The sequence below is a fragment of the Nitrospira sp. genome, from assembly GCA_029194675.1.
Classification (GTDB): Bacteria; Nitrospirota; Nitrospiria; order Nitrospirales; family Nitrospiraceae; genus Nitrospira_D.
Genome location: JARFXP010000005.1, coordinates 26,095 through 45,371 on the forward strand (window position 1 = coordinate 26,095; position 19,277 = coordinate 45,371).

17 protein-coding genes are annotated in these 19,277 nt (G+C 57.7%); 4 read left to right on the plus strand and 13 right to left on the minus strand.

Annotated features, from left to right (window positions below; genetic code table 11):
- Positions 1-194 precede the first annotated feature (194 nt).
- The 7 genes from P0120_20935 to P0120_20965 all read right to left on the minus strand — a co-directional run bounded on the left by P0120_20935 (position 195) and on the right by P0120_20965 (position 7,831).
- Positions 195-1,799 (minus strand): tyrosinase family protein, encoded by a 1,605-nt coding sequence (locus P0120_20935; GenBank protein MDF0676776.1) that lies wholly within the window; start codon positions 1,797-1,799, stop codon positions 195-197.
- A 16-nt stretch (positions 1,800-1,815) separates the two neighbouring features.
- Complete coding sequence (locus P0120_20940) at positions 1,816-3,006, minus strand: phosphatidylserine decarboxylase (GenBank protein ID MDF0676777.1); 1,191 nt, start codon at positions 3,004-3,006, stop codon at positions 1,816-1,818.
- A gap of 53 nt (positions 3,007-3,059) precedes the next feature.
- Positions 3,060-4,871, minus strand: coding sequence for a multicopper oxidase family protein (locus P0120_20945; GenBank protein ID MDF0676778.1), 1,812 nt, complete (start codon positions 4,869-4,871; stop codon positions 3,060-3,062).
- Positions 4,872-5,475: 604 nt separating this feature from the next.
- Positions 5,476-5,688 carry a type II toxin-antitoxin system HicB family antitoxin gene (locus P0120_20950; GenBank protein MDF0676779.1) on the minus strand — a complete coding sequence of 71 codons (213 nt, stop codon included), beginning with the start codon at positions 5,686-5,688 and terminating at the stop codon, positions 5,476-5,478.
- Between the two features lie 10 nt (positions 5,689-5,698).
- Complete coding sequence (locus P0120_20955; protein MDF0676780.1) at positions 5,699-5,887, minus strand: type II toxin-antitoxin system HicA family toxin; 189 nt, start codon at positions 5,885-5,887, stop codon at positions 5,699-5,701.
- Positions 5,888-6,040: 153 nt separating this feature from the next.
- Positions 6,041-7,285: a TCR/Tet family MFS transporter gene (locus tag P0120_20960; GenBank protein ID MDF0676781.1), complete on the minus strand. Its 1,245-nt coding sequence runs from the start codon at positions 7,283-7,285 to the stop codon at positions 6,041-6,043.
- 345 nt (positions 7,286-7,630) lie between these two features.
- The gene (locus P0120_20965; GenBank protein MDF0676782.1) at positions 7,631-7,831 is read right to left on the minus strand and encodes a type II toxin-antitoxin system HicB family antitoxin; all 201 of its coding nucleotides are present in this window, start codon (positions 7,829-7,831) and stop codon (positions 7,631-7,633) included.
- A 415-nt stretch (positions 7,832-8,246) separates the two neighbouring features.
- Here P0120_20965 and P0120_20970 point away from each other — a divergent pair, with 415 nt between their 5' ends.
- Complete coding sequence (locus P0120_20970) at positions 8,247-9,272, plus strand: OmpA family protein (protein MDF0676783.1); 1,026 nt, start codon at positions 8,247-8,249, stop codon at positions 9,270-9,272.
- 155 nt (positions 9,273-9,427) lie between these two features.
- Here P0120_20970 and P0120_20975 read toward each other — a convergent pair whose 3' ends face one another.
- The 5 genes from P0120_20975 to P0120_20995 all read right to left on the minus strand — a co-directional run bounded on the left by P0120_20975 (position 9,428) and on the right by P0120_20995 (position 15,889).
- A complete protein-coding gene (locus P0120_20975) occupies positions 9,428-10,090 on the minus strand; it encodes a hypothetical protein (GenBank protein ID MDF0676784.1) in 663 nt (220 codons plus the stop codon).
- Between the two features lie 55 nt (positions 10,091-10,145).
- The gene (locus tag P0120_20980) at positions 10,146-12,134 is read right to left on the minus strand and encodes an SWIM zinc finger family protein (GenBank protein ID MDF0676785.1); all 1,989 of its coding nucleotides are present in this window, start codon (positions 12,132-12,134) and stop codon (positions 10,146-10,148) included.
- Positions 12,135-12,249: 115 nt separating this feature from the next.
- Positions 12,250-13,515 (minus strand): MFS transporter, encoded by a 1,266-nt coding sequence (locus P0120_20985; protein ID MDF0676786.1) that lies wholly within the window; start codon positions 13,513-13,515, stop codon positions 12,250-12,252.
- A 169-nt stretch (positions 13,516-13,684) separates the two neighbouring features.
- The gene (locus P0120_20990) at positions 13,685-14,191 is read right to left on the minus strand and encodes an MFS transporter (protein MDF0676787.1); all 507 of its coding nucleotides are present in this window, start codon (positions 14,189-14,191) and stop codon (positions 13,685-13,687) included.
- A 423-nt stretch (positions 14,192-14,614) separates the two neighbouring features.
- The gene (locus P0120_20995; GenBank protein MDF0676788.1) at positions 14,615-15,889 is read right to left on the minus strand and encodes an ISNCY family transposase; all 1,275 of its coding nucleotides are present in this window, start codon (positions 15,887-15,889) and stop codon (positions 14,615-14,617) included.
- Between the two features lie 291 nt (positions 15,890-16,180).
- On the opposite strand from P0120_20995, the gene P0120_21000 reads away from it, so the two are divergent.
- The 3 genes from P0120_21000 to P0120_21010 all read left to right on the plus strand — a co-directional run bounded on the left by P0120_21000 (position 16,181) and on the right by P0120_21010 (position 18,396).
- Positions 16,181-16,783 (plus strand): hypothetical protein, encoded by a 603-nt coding sequence (locus tag P0120_21000; protein MDF0676789.1) that lies wholly within the window; start codon positions 16,181-16,183, stop codon positions 16,781-16,783.
- 223 nt (positions 16,784-17,006) lie between these two features.
- On the plus strand, positions 17,007-17,573 hold the full coding sequence (locus P0120_21005; GenBank protein ID MDF0676790.1) for a Slp family lipoprotein: 567 nt from the start codon (positions 17,007-17,009) through the stop codon (positions 17,571-17,573).
- Between the two features lie 253 nt (positions 17,574-17,826).
- Positions 17,827-18,396 (plus strand): Slp family lipoprotein, encoded by a 570-nt coding sequence (locus P0120_21010; GenBank protein MDF0676791.1) that lies wholly within the window; start codon positions 17,827-17,829, stop codon positions 18,394-18,396.
- Positions 18,397-18,613: 217 nt separating this feature from the next.
- On the opposite strand, the gene P0120_21015 is transcribed toward P0120_21010, so the two are convergent.
- A complete protein-coding gene (locus P0120_21015) occupies positions 18,614-19,222 on the minus strand; it encodes an acyloxyacyl hydrolase (GenBank protein ID MDF0676792.1) in 609 nt (202 codons plus the stop codon).
- Positions 19,223-19,277 lie beyond the last annotated feature (55 nt).

Consider the following 19,277-nt stretch of genomic DNA (forward strand, 5'->3'; position numbering starts at 1 on the left):
TTATAAATGAGACAAACCTGCTACTGACGAGCTCTACAGACTGTTGAATGTTTCTACGGTGAGACCAGCCTGGAGGATCATCTTACGAAGAAGTCCAGGCCTCAACTCATCATGTTGGGGAATGCATATATGTGAGTCTGCCGCGGTGGCGGCAACAGGGGCAGCGGTCCGATTCGCGTGTCCGGCATGACCTCTCAGATCACTTGCACACGGAACCGCTTCTTCGCCTCGGTGAACATGGCGAACGGTGTCGTCGACGACGGGGCCGCGTCCGGTTTGGGTTCACGATTGCGTGTGCGGATTTCGACCTGCACCTTCTCCGGCGATAACTCTGCCACGACTGAACGCTTCACCGGGAAGTGCGCCCGGGCTTCGAGATGCGTCAGGCAGTTTGCGCAGCCCTGCACTTTCCAGCGGCTGAGAATGGATTTCGCGCCGATCAGTTCCCGCTTGCCGTTCACGTTTGCGAAGGCAGCGATGACGAATGAGCCGCTGATGGCACCTCGGTCGACCCCCGAGACCACGACGGTCTTGGTGGGCTCGGCGTTCTCGACCGCGGTCGAAGTGACCGCAGGTGTCTTCGAAACGTCATCAAGTGAGCCGGGGCCATACGTGTAACCGAGATGCGTTTCGATGTTGATCATGTCTCTGGCTGTGTACTCCCAGGGATCGAGCTTCGAATCCATCGTGAACCAGGAGTTCGCAGGCACGCCCGGAGTGGGACCCTGGCTGTCGACGGAGTTCGTTCCCGGATACTGCGGGATGATGTCAAACGTGTCGGTGAACCCGTTCTTCTTCTGCCATCGCCAGAACACGTAATCGATGAAACAGTGGTGAAAAAAGAAAATCGGGTCCATTGACGCGGTGTCGTTTTCACCCATGTCGCCGTTGGCTCCGTCTATGGGAGAGAAATCCTGCCCTGGGACAACCGGGTTACCGGGCCACTCGAAACCCCCAACTGCCAGGTGAATATCGTTGTGTGGGTCCTCAAGGGCGACGACCTGTTTATTCGGGTGGTTGTTGTTCCATTCGGTTTCCGACGTCGTATTCGAAAACAAGGTGTAGTTCGGCGCATCCAGGCACCGGTGGAATTTCTCATAGACGTTGGCCGGCACGGGCTTCTTGTTGACGATGATGGACGGTCCCAGCCAATTCAACACGTTCTGGTTCAGTAGCTGGACGTTCGTGTTCCAATCAGGGAACTGCTTGTTGTGGTTGTCGGTTGCTTTCTGATCTTGAGGCGTTCCCACGAGCCCGGATAATGGATACCGCACCGTCTCATAGTTCAGCGGCTTACTGTAATTGAAGCCGTTCGGGTTCGCCGTGTTGTCGGTGATCTGTTGCGTGAACCTGAACGATGCCAGCGGATTGGGAATGGGTTTTCCATCGAGTTCGAAGGTCTGGTTCGTCAGCGCCCAGGGAATCACCGGCGCAGTCGGGTCGCCGCCCGGAAGCGGGGCGGTTTCATCCCAGAACGGAAGCACCACGTCTTCGCATCCGGGAATGCTGCGGAGCGCATTTTCCAGCGCGAGGAGGTAGGCGCGGTGCCAGACCGGAAACAGCACATTGCCGTGGTTGCAGTACCCGCCCCAGTAGGTCGGATTGCCCCAACCCGCGCCACGAAACGGCTCACCGTGATATCCTCCGATCTTGAAAAAGGAATTCGGATCGTCCCACCGCAGTCCCTTGATGCCTTTCCAGGCTCGCATCAAAGTTTCAAGCGGCTTTTTGTTGCCGTTTTCGTATTGGGTCTGTAACTCCGTAAGGGAAACGCGTACGCGCAGTTGTGGTTGGCTCATGATCGCTCCTCTTTTTTTACTTGGATCGTGCCGGAGGAGACATGGTCCCCAGGCGGCTGCCCATCAGTACGGAAACAGAGGTCAACACGCCTTTTTCAAACAGCAGAATGTTCAGCGACCCACCATAAGCAAAGTTGCCGAGCGGATCCCCTTTCTTCACAGGTACAGGCGGATCGCCGGGGTGGACGAAGGACGAATGGTAATTGATGAGCGAGGGCCTGATCCGACTGATCGTGTTGAGACCGACCGGTACGACGGCCACATAGCCATTGCTCTTGGTTTCAATTACGTAGTAGGCTCGGTGGAAGTGCTCAAAGACGCTGAAGTCGGTGGTGCTTTCACCGACATTAAAGATGGTATTGAACCAGTGTTCACCGTCGGTGATCCCGTTATACATGCCCGCGACTTCCATGGACTCGACGATCTTTCCCGTGACCGGCGCGTGAAAGTGATGGTAGTTTTGAGGCATCAGAACGCAGGAAATGGCCGTGCCGCCCTCGAAAAACTTCGCATATTTGGAGTTGTTCAGAAGCTGCAGCACATTGAGCTGGCGGGATTTTACGTCAAGTTCCTGGGTGAGAGTGAGATCGGAAAGGATAAAATTGATCTCCGAGTCGGCCGTCGCGGTCACCACGCTGTCGTCGTCAGGAGCAGCGATCGGCCGCGGATTGCGGGACAGATTTAATTCGCGGGTGAAGAACTCGTTAAATGACTTGAACCCGCCTTTTGGAACGATGAAGTCTTCGATGTGAGTCGTCGGGTCCTTTGTCCATTCGTTGATGAACATGAGCGATTCGGGCGAATCCATGAAGCGTCCGCGCTCCATAATGAACTTGACCGTCCAGTTGAAGATCTCCGTCGTATATTCCGCTGCGCCATTGCTCTTGCTTTTGAACGTGTTGAGAAACGCAGCAGCAGTCGGATTATTCAAATAGAACCATGTGAACGGAACTATCTTGCCGAGACCACCAGTTGGTTCGGGAAGGAATGTAAACCAGTCCCGGAAGTAATTCACAAAATAATTAATGGACTGTCCGACCCATGGGTTGGGCGATCCATCTTCGATGAACGGTGTCACTCGTGCGATAGCGTCGTTGTAGGCAGCCTCGACGACCGGATTGCTGACGATCGCTTCGAGTTCGCGCATCATTTCTTTCATCGCCGGGGTCAGGAGTCTTTGCAGTGGCTGTAGAGCAGTAGTACTCACGGCGTTCCTCCCTTTGTTATGGTGGGTCTAGGACGGTCAGGTTGCCTTGGAGGCTAGTGACCCCCGTGCATCGGCAGCGTGGTCACCGGCTGCTCGCCCACTACGTCGACGATCTCCATCATGCCGAGATCTTCGTGGTCGAGGATGTGGCAATGCATCACGAATTGTCCGAGGTAGTCGAGGTATTGTGTATAGATTTGCACTTTGGCAGCGGGCAAGACGAGTAAGGTGTCCTTCCACACCAGCTCGTTCCTGCCTTGTGGATCCTGGCGTATGGTCTGGAACGGGTTGACGTGAATATGGAAGACGTGCGGTAAGGGTGGAATGGTCGCCTGCGGCGGCAGCACACCGGGAGGATCCCCCACCGTGGTGAGAAACCACATATCAGTGCGGCCTAGACCGACAGGACGGACGCGGTTGGGATTGAAGGCGTGGTAGTTGATCTGGAAGTAGTTCCGTACATCTTTCTCGGTATGCACGGCGCTGCCCAGCTTGAAGATCGCCTCCTGCACGCCGTCCGCCTGCGTCTGCAAGTTCACGCCCGGGCGATAGGTGAGCGCTCCCATCTCAGCGTTTGTGGGTAGAGCCATGGGCAGCGGCTCACCCGCAATGTCGACATAGGCGAGCACACGTTCAGGCTCAGGAATACCTCGCAGGCCAGAGCGGATACTACTCGCGGCACTGCCGGATGCGGCCGGGGTAGGGCAACCTGCGCCGCTTTCCGCATCGATTAACTCGTAGCGTCCAGGTGTATTGGGGGCCTGGACGAGGACGTCGCTGCGGTAACCTGGTTCGAGGTCGAGCAGTTGACTGGACGACCAGGTATCGATCTTGCCGAGGTAGATACCATCAAGCGCGATCTCATGCAGCGGGATGCCTTCCTTGTTGTTTCCCTGTTTGCGCAGGCGGACACAGATCGACTCGCGAAAGGCGGCATCGATCATCCGCCAGCGCTGCACCTCACCGGGACGCAGGGTGATGATTGGCACGATCTGTCCGTTAATTGTGGTGCGCCGCTTGGATGTCTGCCAGGTACAGGTTGGCAGCCCTTTGGTGCAGGCATCCGGTGGTGAGGGCGGGTCTGGGAAGAAGGCACTGATATCTTCGGCCCGTCCCTGGGCGTCATACAGGATGGTCTGCAAGACCAGAATCTTTTCGCGTCGGGTCGCTTCACGCAGGGCGGATGGCAGCGTGGCCTCATCGTCCTCGATGATCAGAGCCCCAGCCATACCGCTCCCCACTTGGATAGCGGTCGAGCCGTGGGCATGGGCATGGTACCAGTACGTGCCGGCAGGATGGTTTGCTGGTACCTTGATCTCAAAGAGGAGCTGCGTCTGCGGCGGAATGGCCAGGAGCACGTTGTCGCTATTGCCGACCGGTGAGACATGCAGACCGTGTGTGTGAAGATTGGTGGTGTTGAAGGAATGCGGCCTCGTTTCGATAAAGGCGCTATCCGCCTCTTGCTTGACCTGAGCCGCGATCTGGTTCGGAGACTCGTGTGGCAAGACGTTATTGAGCAGGATGTTCAGGGTCTCACCCGGCTTCACGCGCAGCGTCGGACCGACGAGTGCCCCATTATAGGTGCGCAGCGTCACGGGACAACCACCGAGCGACGTGACATGCGGATCGGTGTATTGCACGGTCAACGTCGTTTGCAGACGACCGTGGGTGGCTTGCTCGACCGGCGGGTTGTGTAACGGCTGGTTCCCCCACTTGGCCGAGTCGATCTCTTGAAAAGCACATGGATTAGACGGTCCAGTCGTTTGGGCAAGGAGCACTGGAGTTGCGCAGCCGGTAGACATGGCAACGAGCCAGAGTACCATTGTTAATGGCGTGCGTGTATTCCCATCCATCGCAATGCCCATGAGGAACACGAACAACGAGCCACGTTTTTAGTCGATTCATAGGGCGCTGTCAAGTCCTATCTACTCGAGTGGGGTCATAGACGGGGTCAGATCTTGTATCGTGCACTCCGGTTTCAGAGACGACAGAGAAGAACGTAAAGAGATCGGCTGGTTTTTATCCGGCCTGCTTCCATTCCGTTCGCTGGGCCGGGTATTTTACTCGGCCTGGTCATCATATGTATCCAGGAACGCTTGAAGCTTGTCGAATAGGCGATCAAGCTCCTTCCGTCGTTTGGAATGTGCCGTGTGGTCGGCCTCTGAACACTAAAATCAGAATCAGATCTTGAGTCGTGCATGTCAAGACAATACTGTTAGGCATGAGTAATGATCTGTGGAGTGCAAGAATCAAGTCACGCCGCCCGGCGAACCTTGACGGCCAGGCGAACGGTCACGCCGAGGTGAGCGAGCATATCGATGAGCGTGTCAGTGCTGAAGAGATCAATCCACCAACAGAAGATATCGCTAACGCATGGCTAAACTTACGATCTCTGTCAGATCCACTTCCCCTCGCTACGCGCATGGATTGATCGTTTTGCAACCGTGCATAGAATGCCCGTGAAGTCTGCTACAGTGAGACTTCAACGTATTCCACTTGGCTGCTGGGTGGGGGAATGGGCAGACTATCGGCACGAAGACCCTCCAGGTGGAATTCTATCGCTTCGCGGATCATCGTTTCAGTTTCCTGAACCGTCTCACCGGTAGCTACACAGCCGGGTAGGTCCGGTACATAGGCTGCGTAGTTAGAGGCGGCTTTTTCGATTACGATTGCATAGCGCATGTTGAGCCCTCTATTTTTTCCATCCAGCCTGTTTGAAGATACTGTTCAAAGTTCCAGGTGGCAAATCGTCGCTCGGCTTGCCTGCGACCGTCACTCGACCAGGCTTTATGGGATGCTTAAACTGTCGATGACTTCCCTTCGTGGCAACCAGGTACCAGTTATCCTCTCGCAATCGATCGAGAACCTGGCTGACTTTCACGAAGCCAGCATATCTCACTAGGAGTGAGAATCCAAGAACAGGAGAGATATGAAAGCTCTACAGGCTACGAATGGATGTAATGAGTCCGGCCTCTTACCCAATCGTCATGCGCATCTGATTTACCTTCATCGAGAGACAACGGAAACAACTTGTCTATGGCCCGCTCGCTTTCGTCGTTCGCCATGCAATCACGGCGGCGCCGAGCAGCATGAACGAGGCTAGAATGAACGGTGCGCCTGGCAATTCGAGCGACGTGCTGGTGGCAGAGTCAGATCGGATGAAGTAGGCGAAGGTCTGCGTGAAGAGGGTCGGCCCGATCAGGCCGGTCACGCCGTTGATGCTGGCGATGGCGCCCTGCAGCTGGCCCTGTTCCACACTGCTGACCCGGCGCGTCATGAGGGATTGCGTCGCCGGACCGGCGAGTCCCCAGAAAGCCATCATGGGAATGCCGAGGCAGAAGATCCAGCCCTCCCAGGCGGTGCCGTAAACGAAAAAGCCGACCGCCCCGCAGAGCAGCCCGATCAACACCGTCCTGCGTTCGCCAAACCGATTGGTGATCGGACGAATCAGTCCGCCCTGCACGATCGTCGCGGCCACGCCGACGCCCGCCATCATCAGGCCCACGCTGGCTGTCCCCCATCTGTAGCGATAGCCCATGTACAGGACCGACACGCCTGGAAGTACCGCATGGGCGAGATAGCCGAGGAACGAGACCGTCGCGAGGCCGAAGAGTTCATGGTGCGAGCGCAACAGCCTGAGCGACCCGATCGGGTTGGCCCGCGCCCAGGTGAACGGCATCCGTTTGTCAGGCGGCAGGGATTCAGGAAGCACAAAGAATCCGTAACAGGCGTTCATGAGACTGAGTGCCGCCGCGCCCCAGAACGGCAGCCGAGGATCAATCGCACCGAGCCAACCACCCAAGGCAGGACCGAAGATGAAGCCGAGCCCGAAGACCATGCCGATCTTGCCGAACGCCGCCGCGCGCTGCTCCGGCGGCGTCACGTCAGCGATATAGGCTCCGGCAGTGCTGAAGCTGGAGGAGGCCATCCCAGAGATGACACGGCCCGCCACAAGCCAGACCACGTTCGGCGCGAGGGCCATCACGATGTAGTCGAGACCCAGTCCCAGGTTGGACAGCAGCACGACCGGCCGCCGACCGAACCGATCGGACAACGCGCCTTGAATCGGCGAACAGAAAAACTGCATGAACGCCCAAGCCGTCCCCATCAGCCCATAGAGCACGGCCGCCTGCGCCGTATTGCCGAAGAAAAATTCCTCGACGAGTTTCGGCAGCACCGGAATGATGATGCCGAACGACAACATGTCGAGCAGGACGGTGACGAGAATGAAGAGAACCGCGGCTCGGCGGGGTGCCGTCGTGACCGATGGGTGGTTCATCGCCGCTACATCCTACCAGACCCGCACAGCGCTTCATCGCATGGCGCACCAGTCAAGCGGAGGTTGAGGCTCGACTCATCCATTGGCGTCGCTGTAAAGGAGACAAACCTGCTACTGACGAGCTCTACAGACTGTTGAATGTTTCTACGGTGAGACCAGCCTGGAGGATCATCTTACGAAGAAGTCCAGGCCTCAACTCATCATGTTGGGGGATGGAGAGAGTATACTCATAACCGGATTTCACCAGCATCACATGAGAGCCTCGTTGTCGCACGACGCTCCAACCTACCCGTTGAAACTTCCGTATGGCGTCTGACCCCGAACACAACCGGAGGCGTTCCGCCATCAGACCACAACCTCAACCGTCCGTTCTGCATCGACCACGTGCTTGGCCTCCATCACCTCAAGCCACCCTTCGATGGCTTCTTTCACGTTTGCGATAGCCTCGTCGTGCGTTTTCCCTTGCGACAGACACCCTGGCAAAGCAGGCACCTCGGCGACAAAGTAACCTGCCTCATCCTGTTCCACAATAACATGCAATCTCATGCCTTCATCTCCTTCTTCACAGTAACTCTTGAACTATTATCGTAAAGCCCCTCACTATGGTCAAGCAAACCGCTTGATGTATTGTGCTGCTCCTGCCTGCCATCAACAACCTTTCCAAAGGAACGGAGCCCCACCCAGATGCGGTACAATCACTGATCTCGGAACCACGTAGATGAGACTGGAACCTGTTAAGGAGTCTGACCTTTTTATTAGCATTCCTATCCTGCATGGCGACTCCTACAGTGCATGTAGCTCAATGGTCCAATTCTCTTGACGAAGAGACATATCGGACTATAATTCCACATTCAACTCGATGAGAAATAAGCACTTCTCTTCAGCCGAATGTTCGAGTCGTCGGGCATCAACCTTGTTCCGTTCAATATATTCCTTGCGCCTTCATTCAGAGGAGGAGACTATGCGATCCACATCACATCATCGAACCATGCCGTTCCGAAGCACCGCATTGACTCTGCTGTGCGCGTTGGCCGTGGGAGGCTGCGTGAGTGCGTACGCTCACAAGCAGACCCTTGATGAACTCAAGGCGGTCAAGAAGCAGTCGGCGCAACAGCAAGAGGAACTGACCGGCATGCGAGAGTCACTCGACCAGGAAGCAGCTCAGCGGAAAGCTGCTGAAGACCAGGCCGCCTCGTTGGCGCAGGAACGGGATGACCTCAAAGTTCGATCCGAACAGTTGACCGGCGAACTCGCCACTGTGCGTAGTCAGATTACGGATCTCGAACAGAAACGTGCAAGCGACAGTGCTTCCGCGCAGGAGGAAATCGCGAAGCTGCAGCAACAGGCTGCATCGATAGAAGCCGAGGCAGCACAACTCGCGAAGGAACGTGAACAGCTCCGCCAGGAACAGGCTCGATTGGCCGCGACGCTCGATCGGGAGCGGGCTGCCAAGGAATCGAAGGAAGCGGAGATCAAGCGGCTTACGCGAACGCAGGAAGAGTTATCCAAGGCGCTCCAAGACGAAATCTCCAAGGGCAATATCACCATCCAGCAGGCACGCGACCGCCTCACGATCAATTTGGTGGACCAGGTCCTGTTCGACTCCGGTCAGGCAGAGGTGAAACCGGCCGGCCAGAAGGTGCTGAAGCAGGTCAGCGACCTCTTGAAAACCGTCACGGACAAGCAGATCCGGATCGAGGGCCACACGGACAATGTGCCGATCAGCGGCAAACTGCGGAGCCGTTACAGGACGAATTGGGAACTCTCGACGGCACGGGCCACGGCGGTCGTACGTTATTTGATCGATCAGGACGGTGTGAACCCCCGGAATCTCTCCGCAGTCGGTTATGGAGACACGCAACCCGTCGCCTCGAACGACACCGAGGTGGGACGATCGGCCAACCGCAGGATTGAAATCGTGCTGTATCCCAAGGACCTCAAAGAAGCTACCGACCAGGTCGAAACCGGCCCGGCAGTATCACAGTAGGAGAGAGGGCCGTCGGAGGCGCGCACAGCGCTCACAGAAATCCGGTCAGATCTTGTATCGTGGATGTGATTTTTCAGAGATGACTGCGAAGGACTTCACGAGATCGGCTGAGTTTCATCCGACATGTTTGCATTCCATTCGCCGTGCCGGGTCTCTTACTCGCTCTGGTCATCATATGTGTCCAGGAACACCTGCAGCTTGGCGAATAGGCGATCCAGCTCCTTCCGTCGTTTGGAATTTGTCGCGTGGTTGGCCTCAGCGGCCACGTAGCTCTGAATCTCCTCAATCTCGTCCAATGACAGCTCCACCCTGATCCCTCTGCCCTCCGCCACCGCGCACTTGGCAAAGTCGGGATTGCAGAAGGTCTCATCCCTGATGAGGTCGCGTTCCCGCAGGGTCAGTGTGACGGGCAATTTGGTCCCATATGGGATTCGTTTCCGCTGCGTGCCGAACTCTTCCCGCCAACTGTTCGCCGTCAGCCCCTTCAGTGCTTCGAAGTACGGCGCGTTGGAATCAGGCGGCTTCGCGTCGCTCCGTAGCAGATCCCACACATGCTTCATCAGCACCGAGCCGATCGCATGGATCGCCTCATGCCGGTCCAAGCCCTCTGCACGAAGTCGGACCAACGCATCCTTCGTAACTTCAACCTCCTCAGCGAGCTGGCTCTCAACGATGACGTGAATGGCCGCATGGAGCTGGGCGTTTGGAAGTTCCGTACTCAACCGTTGGTGGTAGGCCGAGACCAGCTCGATCCGTTGGGCCTCATCGAGCGCCAGCCAATTCCCCGGATCAGGCGCGGCGTCTGGGTCGTATCTCATCGAACTCCATGGGGATAGTCTTCCAGGAACAGGCGCACTGCGGTAGTCTCCGTCCTCACATCACATCGACAATCCGGCGGCCGGACAGGATGTCGAGCGTCTCGACGAGTCGCCGCTTGCGCTCGTGAACCCGCCGGAGGGCGGTGAGGTAGCCTTGCCAGTCCTGCTCTTTCCCCTGTTGCTTCAGGACGCGGCCCACTTTGCGCAAATAGTCGGCAGCCGCTTCATAAGCTTTCGGTTTCGTGAGGGCGATCTGCTCTTCAGCGAGTTGTTTCCAGATGACGACGGCCCGTTCAGGATACCTGGCCACCACCGCCTCGGCAATACGGTCCTCCGTAAACCATCCTGCGTCCCAGCCTCGCGCCCGCGGCTTGCGCCGGTCATACCAGCGAAGCACCTCGTCAGGCCGTTTCTCGTCGATCGCGATATCGATGAGCACATCGGTCATGGGTGGCTGGAGCGGAAGACGCCCGGTCGTCATCTTGAGTTCACTCTCCGACAACGGCCAGAGCGGAGTTGACGGTTGGGGACGTGTCCCGGTTTCCAGATACTGTAAGGCGGAGGCCCGAACTTTCTGCCCAACTCCGGCTTGCTGCGCTGCCTTCTCCAACGCTTGAAAGGTCTTCACACTCGGCTCCAAGAAGAATTCATCGGCCCGCAACGTTGCTGCGGAATGCCACTTCTGCTGTCGCTCCCGCATCTCGCGAAAGGATGTCCGCAATTCGACGGCAATGCCGGGCCATTGCTTCTCGGTCGCAACAATCCCCTTGCGGATCCATTCTTCTGCTTCTTCCCACTGCTCGGCTTTTTTGAGGTGCTCTACGAGACGGAGGTAACTGCCTGTCTTCTTGGCTTCTTCCCGGCATAGCGGGATGATCTCTTCACGCCGGCCGGCTCGTTCCAGCGCCAGGATCAACCAGTTACTCAGGCGATCGCGCCGAAAATTTTCTGAGAATCTGTCCTGAGTGTTGTTCCGCCGTTCCTGCGCGAGACGCTGGGCAAGCTGCTCGACAAGCCCGTTCCACGCCTCCACCGGATGGCTCCGGTCCCAGAAGGCCTTGGCGCCACGACAGAGTTCATACTCGTCCGCTAGGTCAGCCTCCACCGCCCACCGCATCTGTTCGGCGGGAACACGGGACGACTGAGGCAAGGCCCGGAAGACGATATCCAAACAGGAGGCGATTTCCTCTGCCGTCTCCCCTTCATCGTCGCTCATCTCCACTTGCCTCGTGCCGGCTTCCAGCAGTTGCACTCCCACTTCCATAACCGCGTCCGCATGCCTTTGTGCCAGCAGCGCTTCCAGGCGATCCCGTACCCGTGAGTAGTCTGGGATTGAGCCCTCGCCACTCCAGTGGTGGCGCCAGCCCGGTTCTGCGCTGAGCGCGGCAATCTCAGCCCGCAGGGCGTTGACCAGCTTCGGCACGGTGCCCGCCGACAAATTATGCCGATCCTGCAAGAACTGCCGGACATCCGGATAACGCTGAACTAATTCCTTCAGGAGCGCGAGAAGCTGCGGTTGTGTCTGCTGTTCAAGAAAAGACAGCCATGCGCCGGTGGCGGTCTTTCCAACTTTTTGCGTTGGCTGCTCCGAAACATGCATGAGCTCTTCGTCAGTTGCACCTTCCTCATCCTCCTCGTCCCATTCCCCCGCATCTCCATCTTGTTCCAACAACTGAAGTCGTCGGTCCTGCTCGGCCACGGTCGGGACCGTGCGATTGCGCTTCACCTGCTCCAGATATTCGAGCACCACGGCAACCGCATGTTTGCAGATGCCTTCGTATGGGCAGGTACAGGCAGCAACCAGTTCGTCATCTTCCGTCTCAATCCTAGTGGCGTATCGCTGCGAGCCCAACACCCACGCGACCAGGCCTCCGCTTGAAGTTCGGGCGAGGTCCTGAACCAGGCGGTCGCGCTGGTAGCGCCGGCCTCGCGATACGATGACTGCCCCAGCCCAGCCCTGGAGCTCATCCCACGTGAGAGCCTTGAACGGATCAGCCTGTGAATGCTTGCCCTGGCTCCCGTTCCGTGAGTTGTGTTTTCCCATTGCTGCCGATGGTACTCACATCAGCCTCATATTCCAAGCTGGTTTTCGGAGTGAACGGAAGAGATGCATCACTTGCGGAATCCGGGTTGAGAGAATGGGCTGGAGGAAAGACTCTCTACACAACCGAAAGGTGCTCTCCCATGACGCGTCGCCGGAACCACAGGCTGGACATTGCAAGGGCGAGCAGGACGGTACCGATGCCGATCAGACTCACGGACTCGCTGGATACTTCGATGAGCCACCCGAAGAAGGTCATGCCGGCCATTGATGTCGCCGTGGCAATAGCCGTGTAGAGCGCCATGACCCGGCCCACCATGTGGGCGGGCGAGATTTCTTGGATAATCCCCCAGGCGATCGGTGTCCAGGTCCCCAGCCCCATGCCGATCAACAGGACGAGCAGGGTTGCCAGCATGATGTTCGAAGTCCAGACCAGCCCGCACAAAGCCAACCCGCCGACAGCGCTCGACCACGCGATAACCGATACCCGACGCCGAAGCTCCCATTCGGAGAGTCGCACGAGACAGAGCGATACGAGAAGTAGGCCCACGCCGAGCCACGACCAGAGGTATCCCACCTCTACCGGGCCGAGTGAGAGGAGCCTTTTTCCGAACACAGGAAACAGCGTGGTAAAGGCTCCGCTGCCGAACGTATAGAGCGAGGCCAACATGATCAACATCAGAATTGTGCGCCGAGATATCAACGTATAGCGAATCCCGTCGAACAGATCCTCGATCGCCGTTGTCCGGCGGCTCTCCTGCGGAGACGTCGTCAGTCCAGCCGATAGACGGAGGGGGAACAAGAAGACCGCGGAGGCCAGGTAGGTCACAGCATTGATACAGAGCACGTCCTGGGAACCGGAAAAGGCAATCCCTAGTCCGCTGATGACCGGGCCGATGATGATACCGAGGCTCGTTGTGCCTTGGAGAAGGGCATTGGCGGCGGTCAACCGTTCCTTTTCCACCATGAGCGGCACCGACGAGGACAGCGTCGGGACGAACATAGCGGTCGCAATCCCGTAGAGAAACGTCAGAACGTAGAGGGCTTCTATTGTAAACGATTCTACGGATACCCAGCAGGGGATCAGGCCGATCAATAGCGCACGGGTCAGGTCGCTGCAGATCAGGATGGCCTTCTTGGTTAATCGATCGACCACCACGCCGATCACGGGCCCGAGGACAATCGGGGGCAATGTTTGCAGAAGACCGATGACCGTAGTCTTCAGCGCCGAACCGGTGATGGAATAGACAAACCACAAGAGAGCGAGCTTGCTGACACCGTCCGCCACCTGCGACAGCACCTGGCTCCACCACACCAGGCTGAAATCGCGCGTGAGGAGCCATTGTCTGCGACGGAGGATCGGATATTCCGCCAAACGAGACATCTCCGCTTTCTCCTGATCCATCGTGGAGGACCGGCCTGACAGTATGCGTATCTCGGGTTATCTCCCGCATACGTGACCTCAGCTTACTAGGGTATATCGGAACGGGGCCGACAAGAAAGGCAGAAGGACGGATGGAACGATTGGGGCACCGGGCAACCAGACGCGAGAGCTAGGCTGCAACCCGTTGAGCCATAACCGCTTGACGCATGAACCGGATCGCGACGGCTGCCGTCAGCAACAGAACCAGACCAAGTCCGATAAGGCTTTGCGCCGGCCCGACCTGGAGAAACTCTTTCGCATACATCGGCAGAATGAAAACAAAGGCGCTCGCACCCAGGTTGTACAATGCCGAGATTATGACCAGAAGAAAAACCGTCGATTGCGTGCCGAAGACAAATCGAAATCCTACTTTTAGGTCGTCGAGCACGGAGGAGGAAAGGTTGCCGGCCTCTTCAGCTGTCTTGAGGGTTTCATGGAACCGCATCGGAATGAGACAGAGGGCTGAAACGAAGAACGTCGCAGAATTCACATACAAGCCATTCTCCGCGCCCATCATCGCGATGAGCACGCAGCTGATTGCAGGCCCCAGCAATAACCCAATGTTATTCATGCCTTGGATCAAGGCATTCGCCGTCACCAGTTCAGACGGACGAACCAAGCGCCGGACGGTCGACACCAAGGCCGGCCCAAAGATGGTCGAGGATGGTCGAAACGATCGACGTCAAGAAGATCAAGACATAGAGGCTTTCAAGGGAGAGAAGGAGGTCGTTGTTTTTTGATCAATGTCGATGCAAGACATCCGTCGCTTGTGGTTGGAAAATGAACAGATTCTTCTCCTTCATGCATGCCTGACTTAGCAGGCTGCGGAAAAACCATCCGTTTATCCTTCGAGAGCCTCAGGACGAACGGGGCGGTCATTAATTTCACTGAGGTTTTCCGTTCGTGCTGAGCCCATCGAAGCACACAAATCGAGTTTTTCCGCAGCCTGTTAGGCGCGACACAAAGCCCTCCCACGCTGACCCTAAGAAAAGCTTAATGGCGGTGACCTGTCAAGCCCAAATAGAAATGTCCGCTTTCTCCCAAAGTAGAAATGTCCGGTTTATGTTCCGGCCGCCGCCGGGTGGTGTCCTCGTTCCTGCCGCCATCGCTTGCGCCATGGATGATCCGCCGGCGGTTTGATCGGGCGCTGCGATCGGGACACCGCCGTGACCGCTGCCGCCGACACAGGTCGCGCCGCGATCGCGTGAAAGGCGAGCGCCCGTCCGTGGTGCGTGAGCCGCATCGTCCCATCCACATGTTCTTCGACCACCACACGAGTGGCGCGGAGATTGTCGTGAACCTGATAGAGCCGCCCTTCATGAGCAATGGTGAAGTCCTTCCGCAGACACCGGGATGTCTTGATACACAGGCTTCGCTCCAGCACCTGGGCCGTCGGCTTCGGCCGATGCAGATTGACTGCGTGCGCCGGCCGCACCGCGAACCGGCGGTTGTAGACCGGCAGATAGCCCTCCAGGAATCGGTTCGCCGCCTCGAAGGTCCCAATCCGTGCGAGGCGCAACTCCTTGACCAGTCGATCCTGGAACGTCTTAAACAGCCGCTCCACCCGCCCCTTGGCCTGTGGGGAGTGCGCCGCGATCAGCTCAACCCCCAGCTCATCCAGTGCCCGTCCGAACTGACTCTGGGGTGCCTCCCCGGCCAGCTGCTCCGCCACCGTGGGCTCAGCTGGCGACTGGTAGGTCGTATGCTTGTCCGCATAGATGGCCAGCGGAATCCCCTGGTGCCGAATGTAGCGCTGGAAGCTGTCCATCGCCGGGATCGTGCCCTCGTACTCATAGAACCGAGCAAAGACGCGACTGCTCGCATCGTCGATGTAGGCCATCAGGACACCCCACGGGCCGCGCCCCTCCAACCAATCATGATGGGACCCATCCAGTTGCACCAGTTCCCCGACATGCGCCTTGCGCGCACGCCACGCGCGATGCGGTCGCTTCCGGCGTGCGAAATGATCAATCCCCCGCTCCCGCAACCAGCGCCGCAGAGTCTCGTCGCTGACCTCGAGTCGGTGCCGCTCCGTCAACTTCTCCGCCGCCAACGTCGGCCCAAAGTCTCCATAGCGTGTCTCATACAGCCGCAGCATCTTCGCCTTGACCGGCTCCGCGATGCGCCGATTCGACGGCTTCCCCCGTCCCCGATGGACACGTCCCTGGTCGCCCTCCTCCTTTACCCGCCCAAGAAGGCGCCGGATCTGACGCTCCGTCAGCCGCAACATGGTGCCCGCCTCCTGTTGTGTGATCCGCTTGTCCCGCACCTGGCGAATCACATGGATCCGCCGCAACTCCTTGGCACTCATCATCACCCTGTCCTCTCCCACCATCCCGTCCTCCTTTGAAGAACGGGCAGTCTATCAACGAAGAGGACATTTCTACTTTGGTGAAACCGGACATTATCATTTTGGGATTACACTTACTCAGTAGTCAGCAATTAAGACAACACCGATGCCAATGAAACCCGCATGGAATAAAGGTAATAAGAATCTTGTGTGGTCAAAATATCCGTCTTCTGAGTAATGGCGGTGACCTTGACTCTTCCTCTGGATCGGTGGCAGTCTGTGCGCCCGATGACCGTCCACCCTCAACGGACCACCAGGAGTCCTGAAAGAGACCTGATGTTGCGACAGCCCACATATTTCGGTCGAGCACTCTGCCTCACCGCGATAGCCGTTCTGGTAGGCTGTAGCACACCGTCGCTCGACATGGCCGGGGGACCCATCGTACCGGCTGGGCCGGACGGGGGAATCGTGATCGGATCCGTTCTTGTGCAAGCGGAGCAGGACGCACCCGACTCCTGGTTCAACCGGCTTTTCGGTCGTAAAGCGGCTGGGTTCACCTATCAATTTGAGATTCTGAGAGTGCAGGCCACCGATCCGAAAGGCAGGCATCCTTACCTGGCCCGGTATCAATTAGATGCAAAACCGGGAGAGGAGCGGGTCTTCGTCGCGCGCCTGCCGGTTGGCACCTATCTATTCAAAACGTTTCACCATGAAGGGTTGTCGGCTATGGGGGGCGACGTGGGTGTGAACTTTTCGGTTGCGCCTGAGACCACCGCGTATATCGGGCGCCTAGTTCTGGAGCTCCCCGGACGCGTAGCCATAGGGACGTCGTACACCTACCAGGTGCAGGACGCACGCGCGACGACATTGGCTGTCGTCCAGAACCAGTACCCTCACCTGGGACAGCAGGTGGTGAATGCGCCGATGCAGACCAGGTAAGGGACGGCCCTTCTCAAGGGTGGTATCCCTCGGGGTGCGGAATTCTGGAGTAGGTCGTCCATCTTAATCATGTGCGAATCGTGACTGTGGGACCTGTCCGAGTCATTGCTTCCCGCGGGCTGAAAGCATGAGCGAAACAGCAGACAGCGTGCCTGAATATGGAGATGATCGAAGCATCCCGGTCTCCGTGGTGTTTCGTGCGGTCAACCAAGGATGACAAGCTATGACTACTTGCGGCCGACTCAGACGGGGGTCTTTCTGTTTCCTTCTAGCCGTCAGCCTCACGCTGGCGGCGGCAGGATGTTCCAAGGTTCCGCGCCAGTACGTATGGATGTCTGAACGTGGCGCAACGCTCACGGATCTTGTGGCCGATCCGGAGAAGTACGACGGGAAGGTGATGCTACTGGGTGGGACCATCATCGAAGAAGAAGCGAGCGAACAGTACCTCTGGCTGCGCCTGAGGAATCGGCCGCTGGACCAGGATTACACACCTCATCTTCCCGCCGATCTGAGCGGCCTCGAAGCTGGATGCTACTGGGTGATGGTGGAGAAGAACAAGCTGCCTCAGACCTATCGCGGGTGGGGGCGGATGACAGTGGCCGGACGAGTGACTGGGACCACGAGATTCCAGACCGAGCCGGTGCTGGCGCTGCTGTACGTGCGAGGGTGGGGGGTGGACGGCAAACATGCCGGGATCTGGGAGCACGTCGATCCCAATTATAGGCCTGCGGCTCCCGGAGGCATCAGTGAGTTCCCGAATGCGCCCGGCGTTTCCCCAAGGCCTCGGTAGGTACCAGCGATAAGCGAATGCGACCCGATACCCGCTTTCCGATGTGCCTACGTGGTATCCCTCGGGGGCGGGATTCTGGCGTACGTCACATAATCTTAATAATGCGCGAATAGCGCCTGTAGGACTGTCCGGGTCATTGCTTCCCGCGCGCGGGAAGCAAGAGCGAACGAGCAGACGGCGTACCAACAGTAACCATGACCGACGCATCCCCGTCTCCGTGGTGTTTCGTGCGATCAACCAAGGACGACAAGCGATGACTATTTGCGGCCGACTCCAGCGAGGGTCTTTCTGTTTCCTTCTAGCTGCGAGCCTCACGCTGGCGGCAGCAGGGTGTTCCAAAGTTCCGCGCCACTACGTATGGATGTCTGAACGTGGCGCGACGCTCACGGATCTTCTGGTCGATCCGGAGAGGTACGACGGGAAGGTGATGCTACTGGGTGGGACCCTGATCGAAGAAGAAGCGAACGAACAGTACCTCTGGCTGCGCCTGAGAAATCGGCCATTGGACCAGGATTACGCGCCCCAACTTCCCTCAGATCGGAGCAGCCTCGAAGCTGGATGCTATTGGGTGATGGTGGAGAAGAATAAACTCCCTCAGACCTATCGCGAGTGGGGACGGATGACAGTGGCCGGGCGAGTGACCGGAGCCACGAGATTCCAGGCCGAGCCGGTGCTGGCGCTGCTGTACGTGCGAGGGTGGGGGGTGGAGGGGAAACATGCCGGGGTCTGGGAACACGTCAATCCCAATTATGCACCCGCGCCTCCCGGAGGCATCGGTAAGTACCCGAATGCGCCCGCCGTCTCCCCAAGGAGGTACCCGTGATAAGAGAACGCGACCCGATACCTGCTTTTCGGTGCACCCACGTGGACGGAAAATTGTGCAACGTCTCCCGGACGATGCCCCTGCCCCGCTCGTCCGGAGCCTATGGAAGAGCTCGGACCATATAGCATTCCCAAAGCCACGATCCTGATTGAGGCCTTGAACGTTCCGACCGTCTTGTCTGCTGACCTTTTCGATCAGGCTCAACCATCACTTTTCATCAGAAAAGCTTGGCGGTCACTCCGGCAAACGGAAGTAAGTAATTGACCCCACCGTTGGGAGAATCGGTGCCGGCGTTGGAGATGTGGCTGAAACGGACTCCAACGTTCAGCGCCCATCGTGTAGTCAAATCATAGATCGCGCCCCCACCTGCCCAGACTAGAAAATTGAAATCCGATCCCTGTTCGGGAATGCGGCCATCAAAATTCGTCCAGATCGGGCCACCGCCGGCTTCGAAATAGGGCTTCAGCCGGCCGAACGAAGCAAGCGTATAGACCACCTTCGGCGTGAAGCCAATACCGTACGCGCCGGTCGGTTGCGTGATCCCTAACACAGCCAACTCGGCCCCCAATGCAATCGAGCCACTCCACCACCCCGAGCCACTCGGATCAGTCAACGCAATCTGCCACGAGGGATGCACCGCAACTCCGTTTAACTTGGATGATTGCTCGTCCGTCAATCGCACCGGCAGCATTCCTCCGACTACCATCCCGACAGTCTGATTGCCAGTCATCCTAGTGGATGGTTCTTCTGCAAAAACTGGCGACAGCCACGACAAATTTAAACAGATCAGGACCGCCACTGTGTAACTCCTAGACAGGTCTGTCATGAGCTCACCCTCAGCCTTCCGGTAGTGAATGGTTTCGACAAGGTGCCAGGCATGG

Coding starts and splice junctions, on each gene's coding strand:
- P0120_20935 (MDF0676776.1), bottom strand. CDS start 1,799: ATGAGCCAACCACAACTGCGCGTACGCGTTTCCCTTACGGAGTTACAG.
- P0120_20945 (MDF0676778.1), bottom strand. CDS start 4,871: ATGGGCATTGCGATGGATGGGAATACACGCACGCCATTAACAATGGTA.
- P0120_20950 (MDF0676779.1), bottom strand. CDS start 5,688: ATGCGCTATGCAATCGTAATCGAAAAAGCCGCCTCTAACTACGCAGCC.
- P0120_20960 (MDF0676781.1), bottom strand. CDS start 7,285: ATGAACCACCCATCGGTCACGACGGCACCCCGCCGAGCCGCGGTTCTC.
- P0120_20965 (MDF0676782.1), bottom strand. CDS start 7,831: ATGAGATTGCATGTTATTGTGGAACAGGATGAGGCAGGTTACTTTGTC.
- P0120_20970 (MDF0676783.1), top strand. CDS start 8,247: ATGCGATCCACATCACATCATCGAACCATGCCGTTCCGAAGCACCGCA.
- P0120_20975 (MDF0676784.1), bottom strand. CDS start 10,090: ATGAGATACGACCCAGACGCCGCGCCTGATCCGGGGAATTGGCTGGCG.
- P0120_20980 (MDF0676785.1), bottom strand. CDS start 12,134: ATGGGAAAACACAACTCACGGAACGGGAGCCAGGGCAAGCATTCACAG.
- P0120_20985 (MDF0676786.1), bottom strand. CDS start 13,515: ATGTCTCGTTTGGCGGAATATCCGATCCTCCGTCGCAGACAATGGCTC.
- P0120_20995 (MDF0676788.1), bottom strand. CDS start 15,889: ATGGTGGGAGAGGACAGGGTGATGATGAGTGCCAAGGAGTTGCGGCGG.
- P0120_21000 (MDF0676789.1), top strand. CDS start 16,181: ATGTTGCGACAGCCCACATATTTCGGTCGAGCACTCTGCCTCACCGCG.
- P0120_21005 (MDF0676790.1), top strand. CDS start 17,007: ATGACTACTTGCGGCCGACTCAGACGGGGGTCTTTCTGTTTCCTTCTA.
- P0120_21010 (MDF0676791.1), top strand. CDS start 17,827: ATGACTATTTGCGGCCGACTCCAGCGAGGGTCTTTCTGTTTCCTTCTA.
- P0120_21015 (MDF0676792.1), bottom strand. CDS start 19,222: ATGACAGACCTGTCTAGGAGTTACACAGTGGCGGTCCTGATCTGTTTA.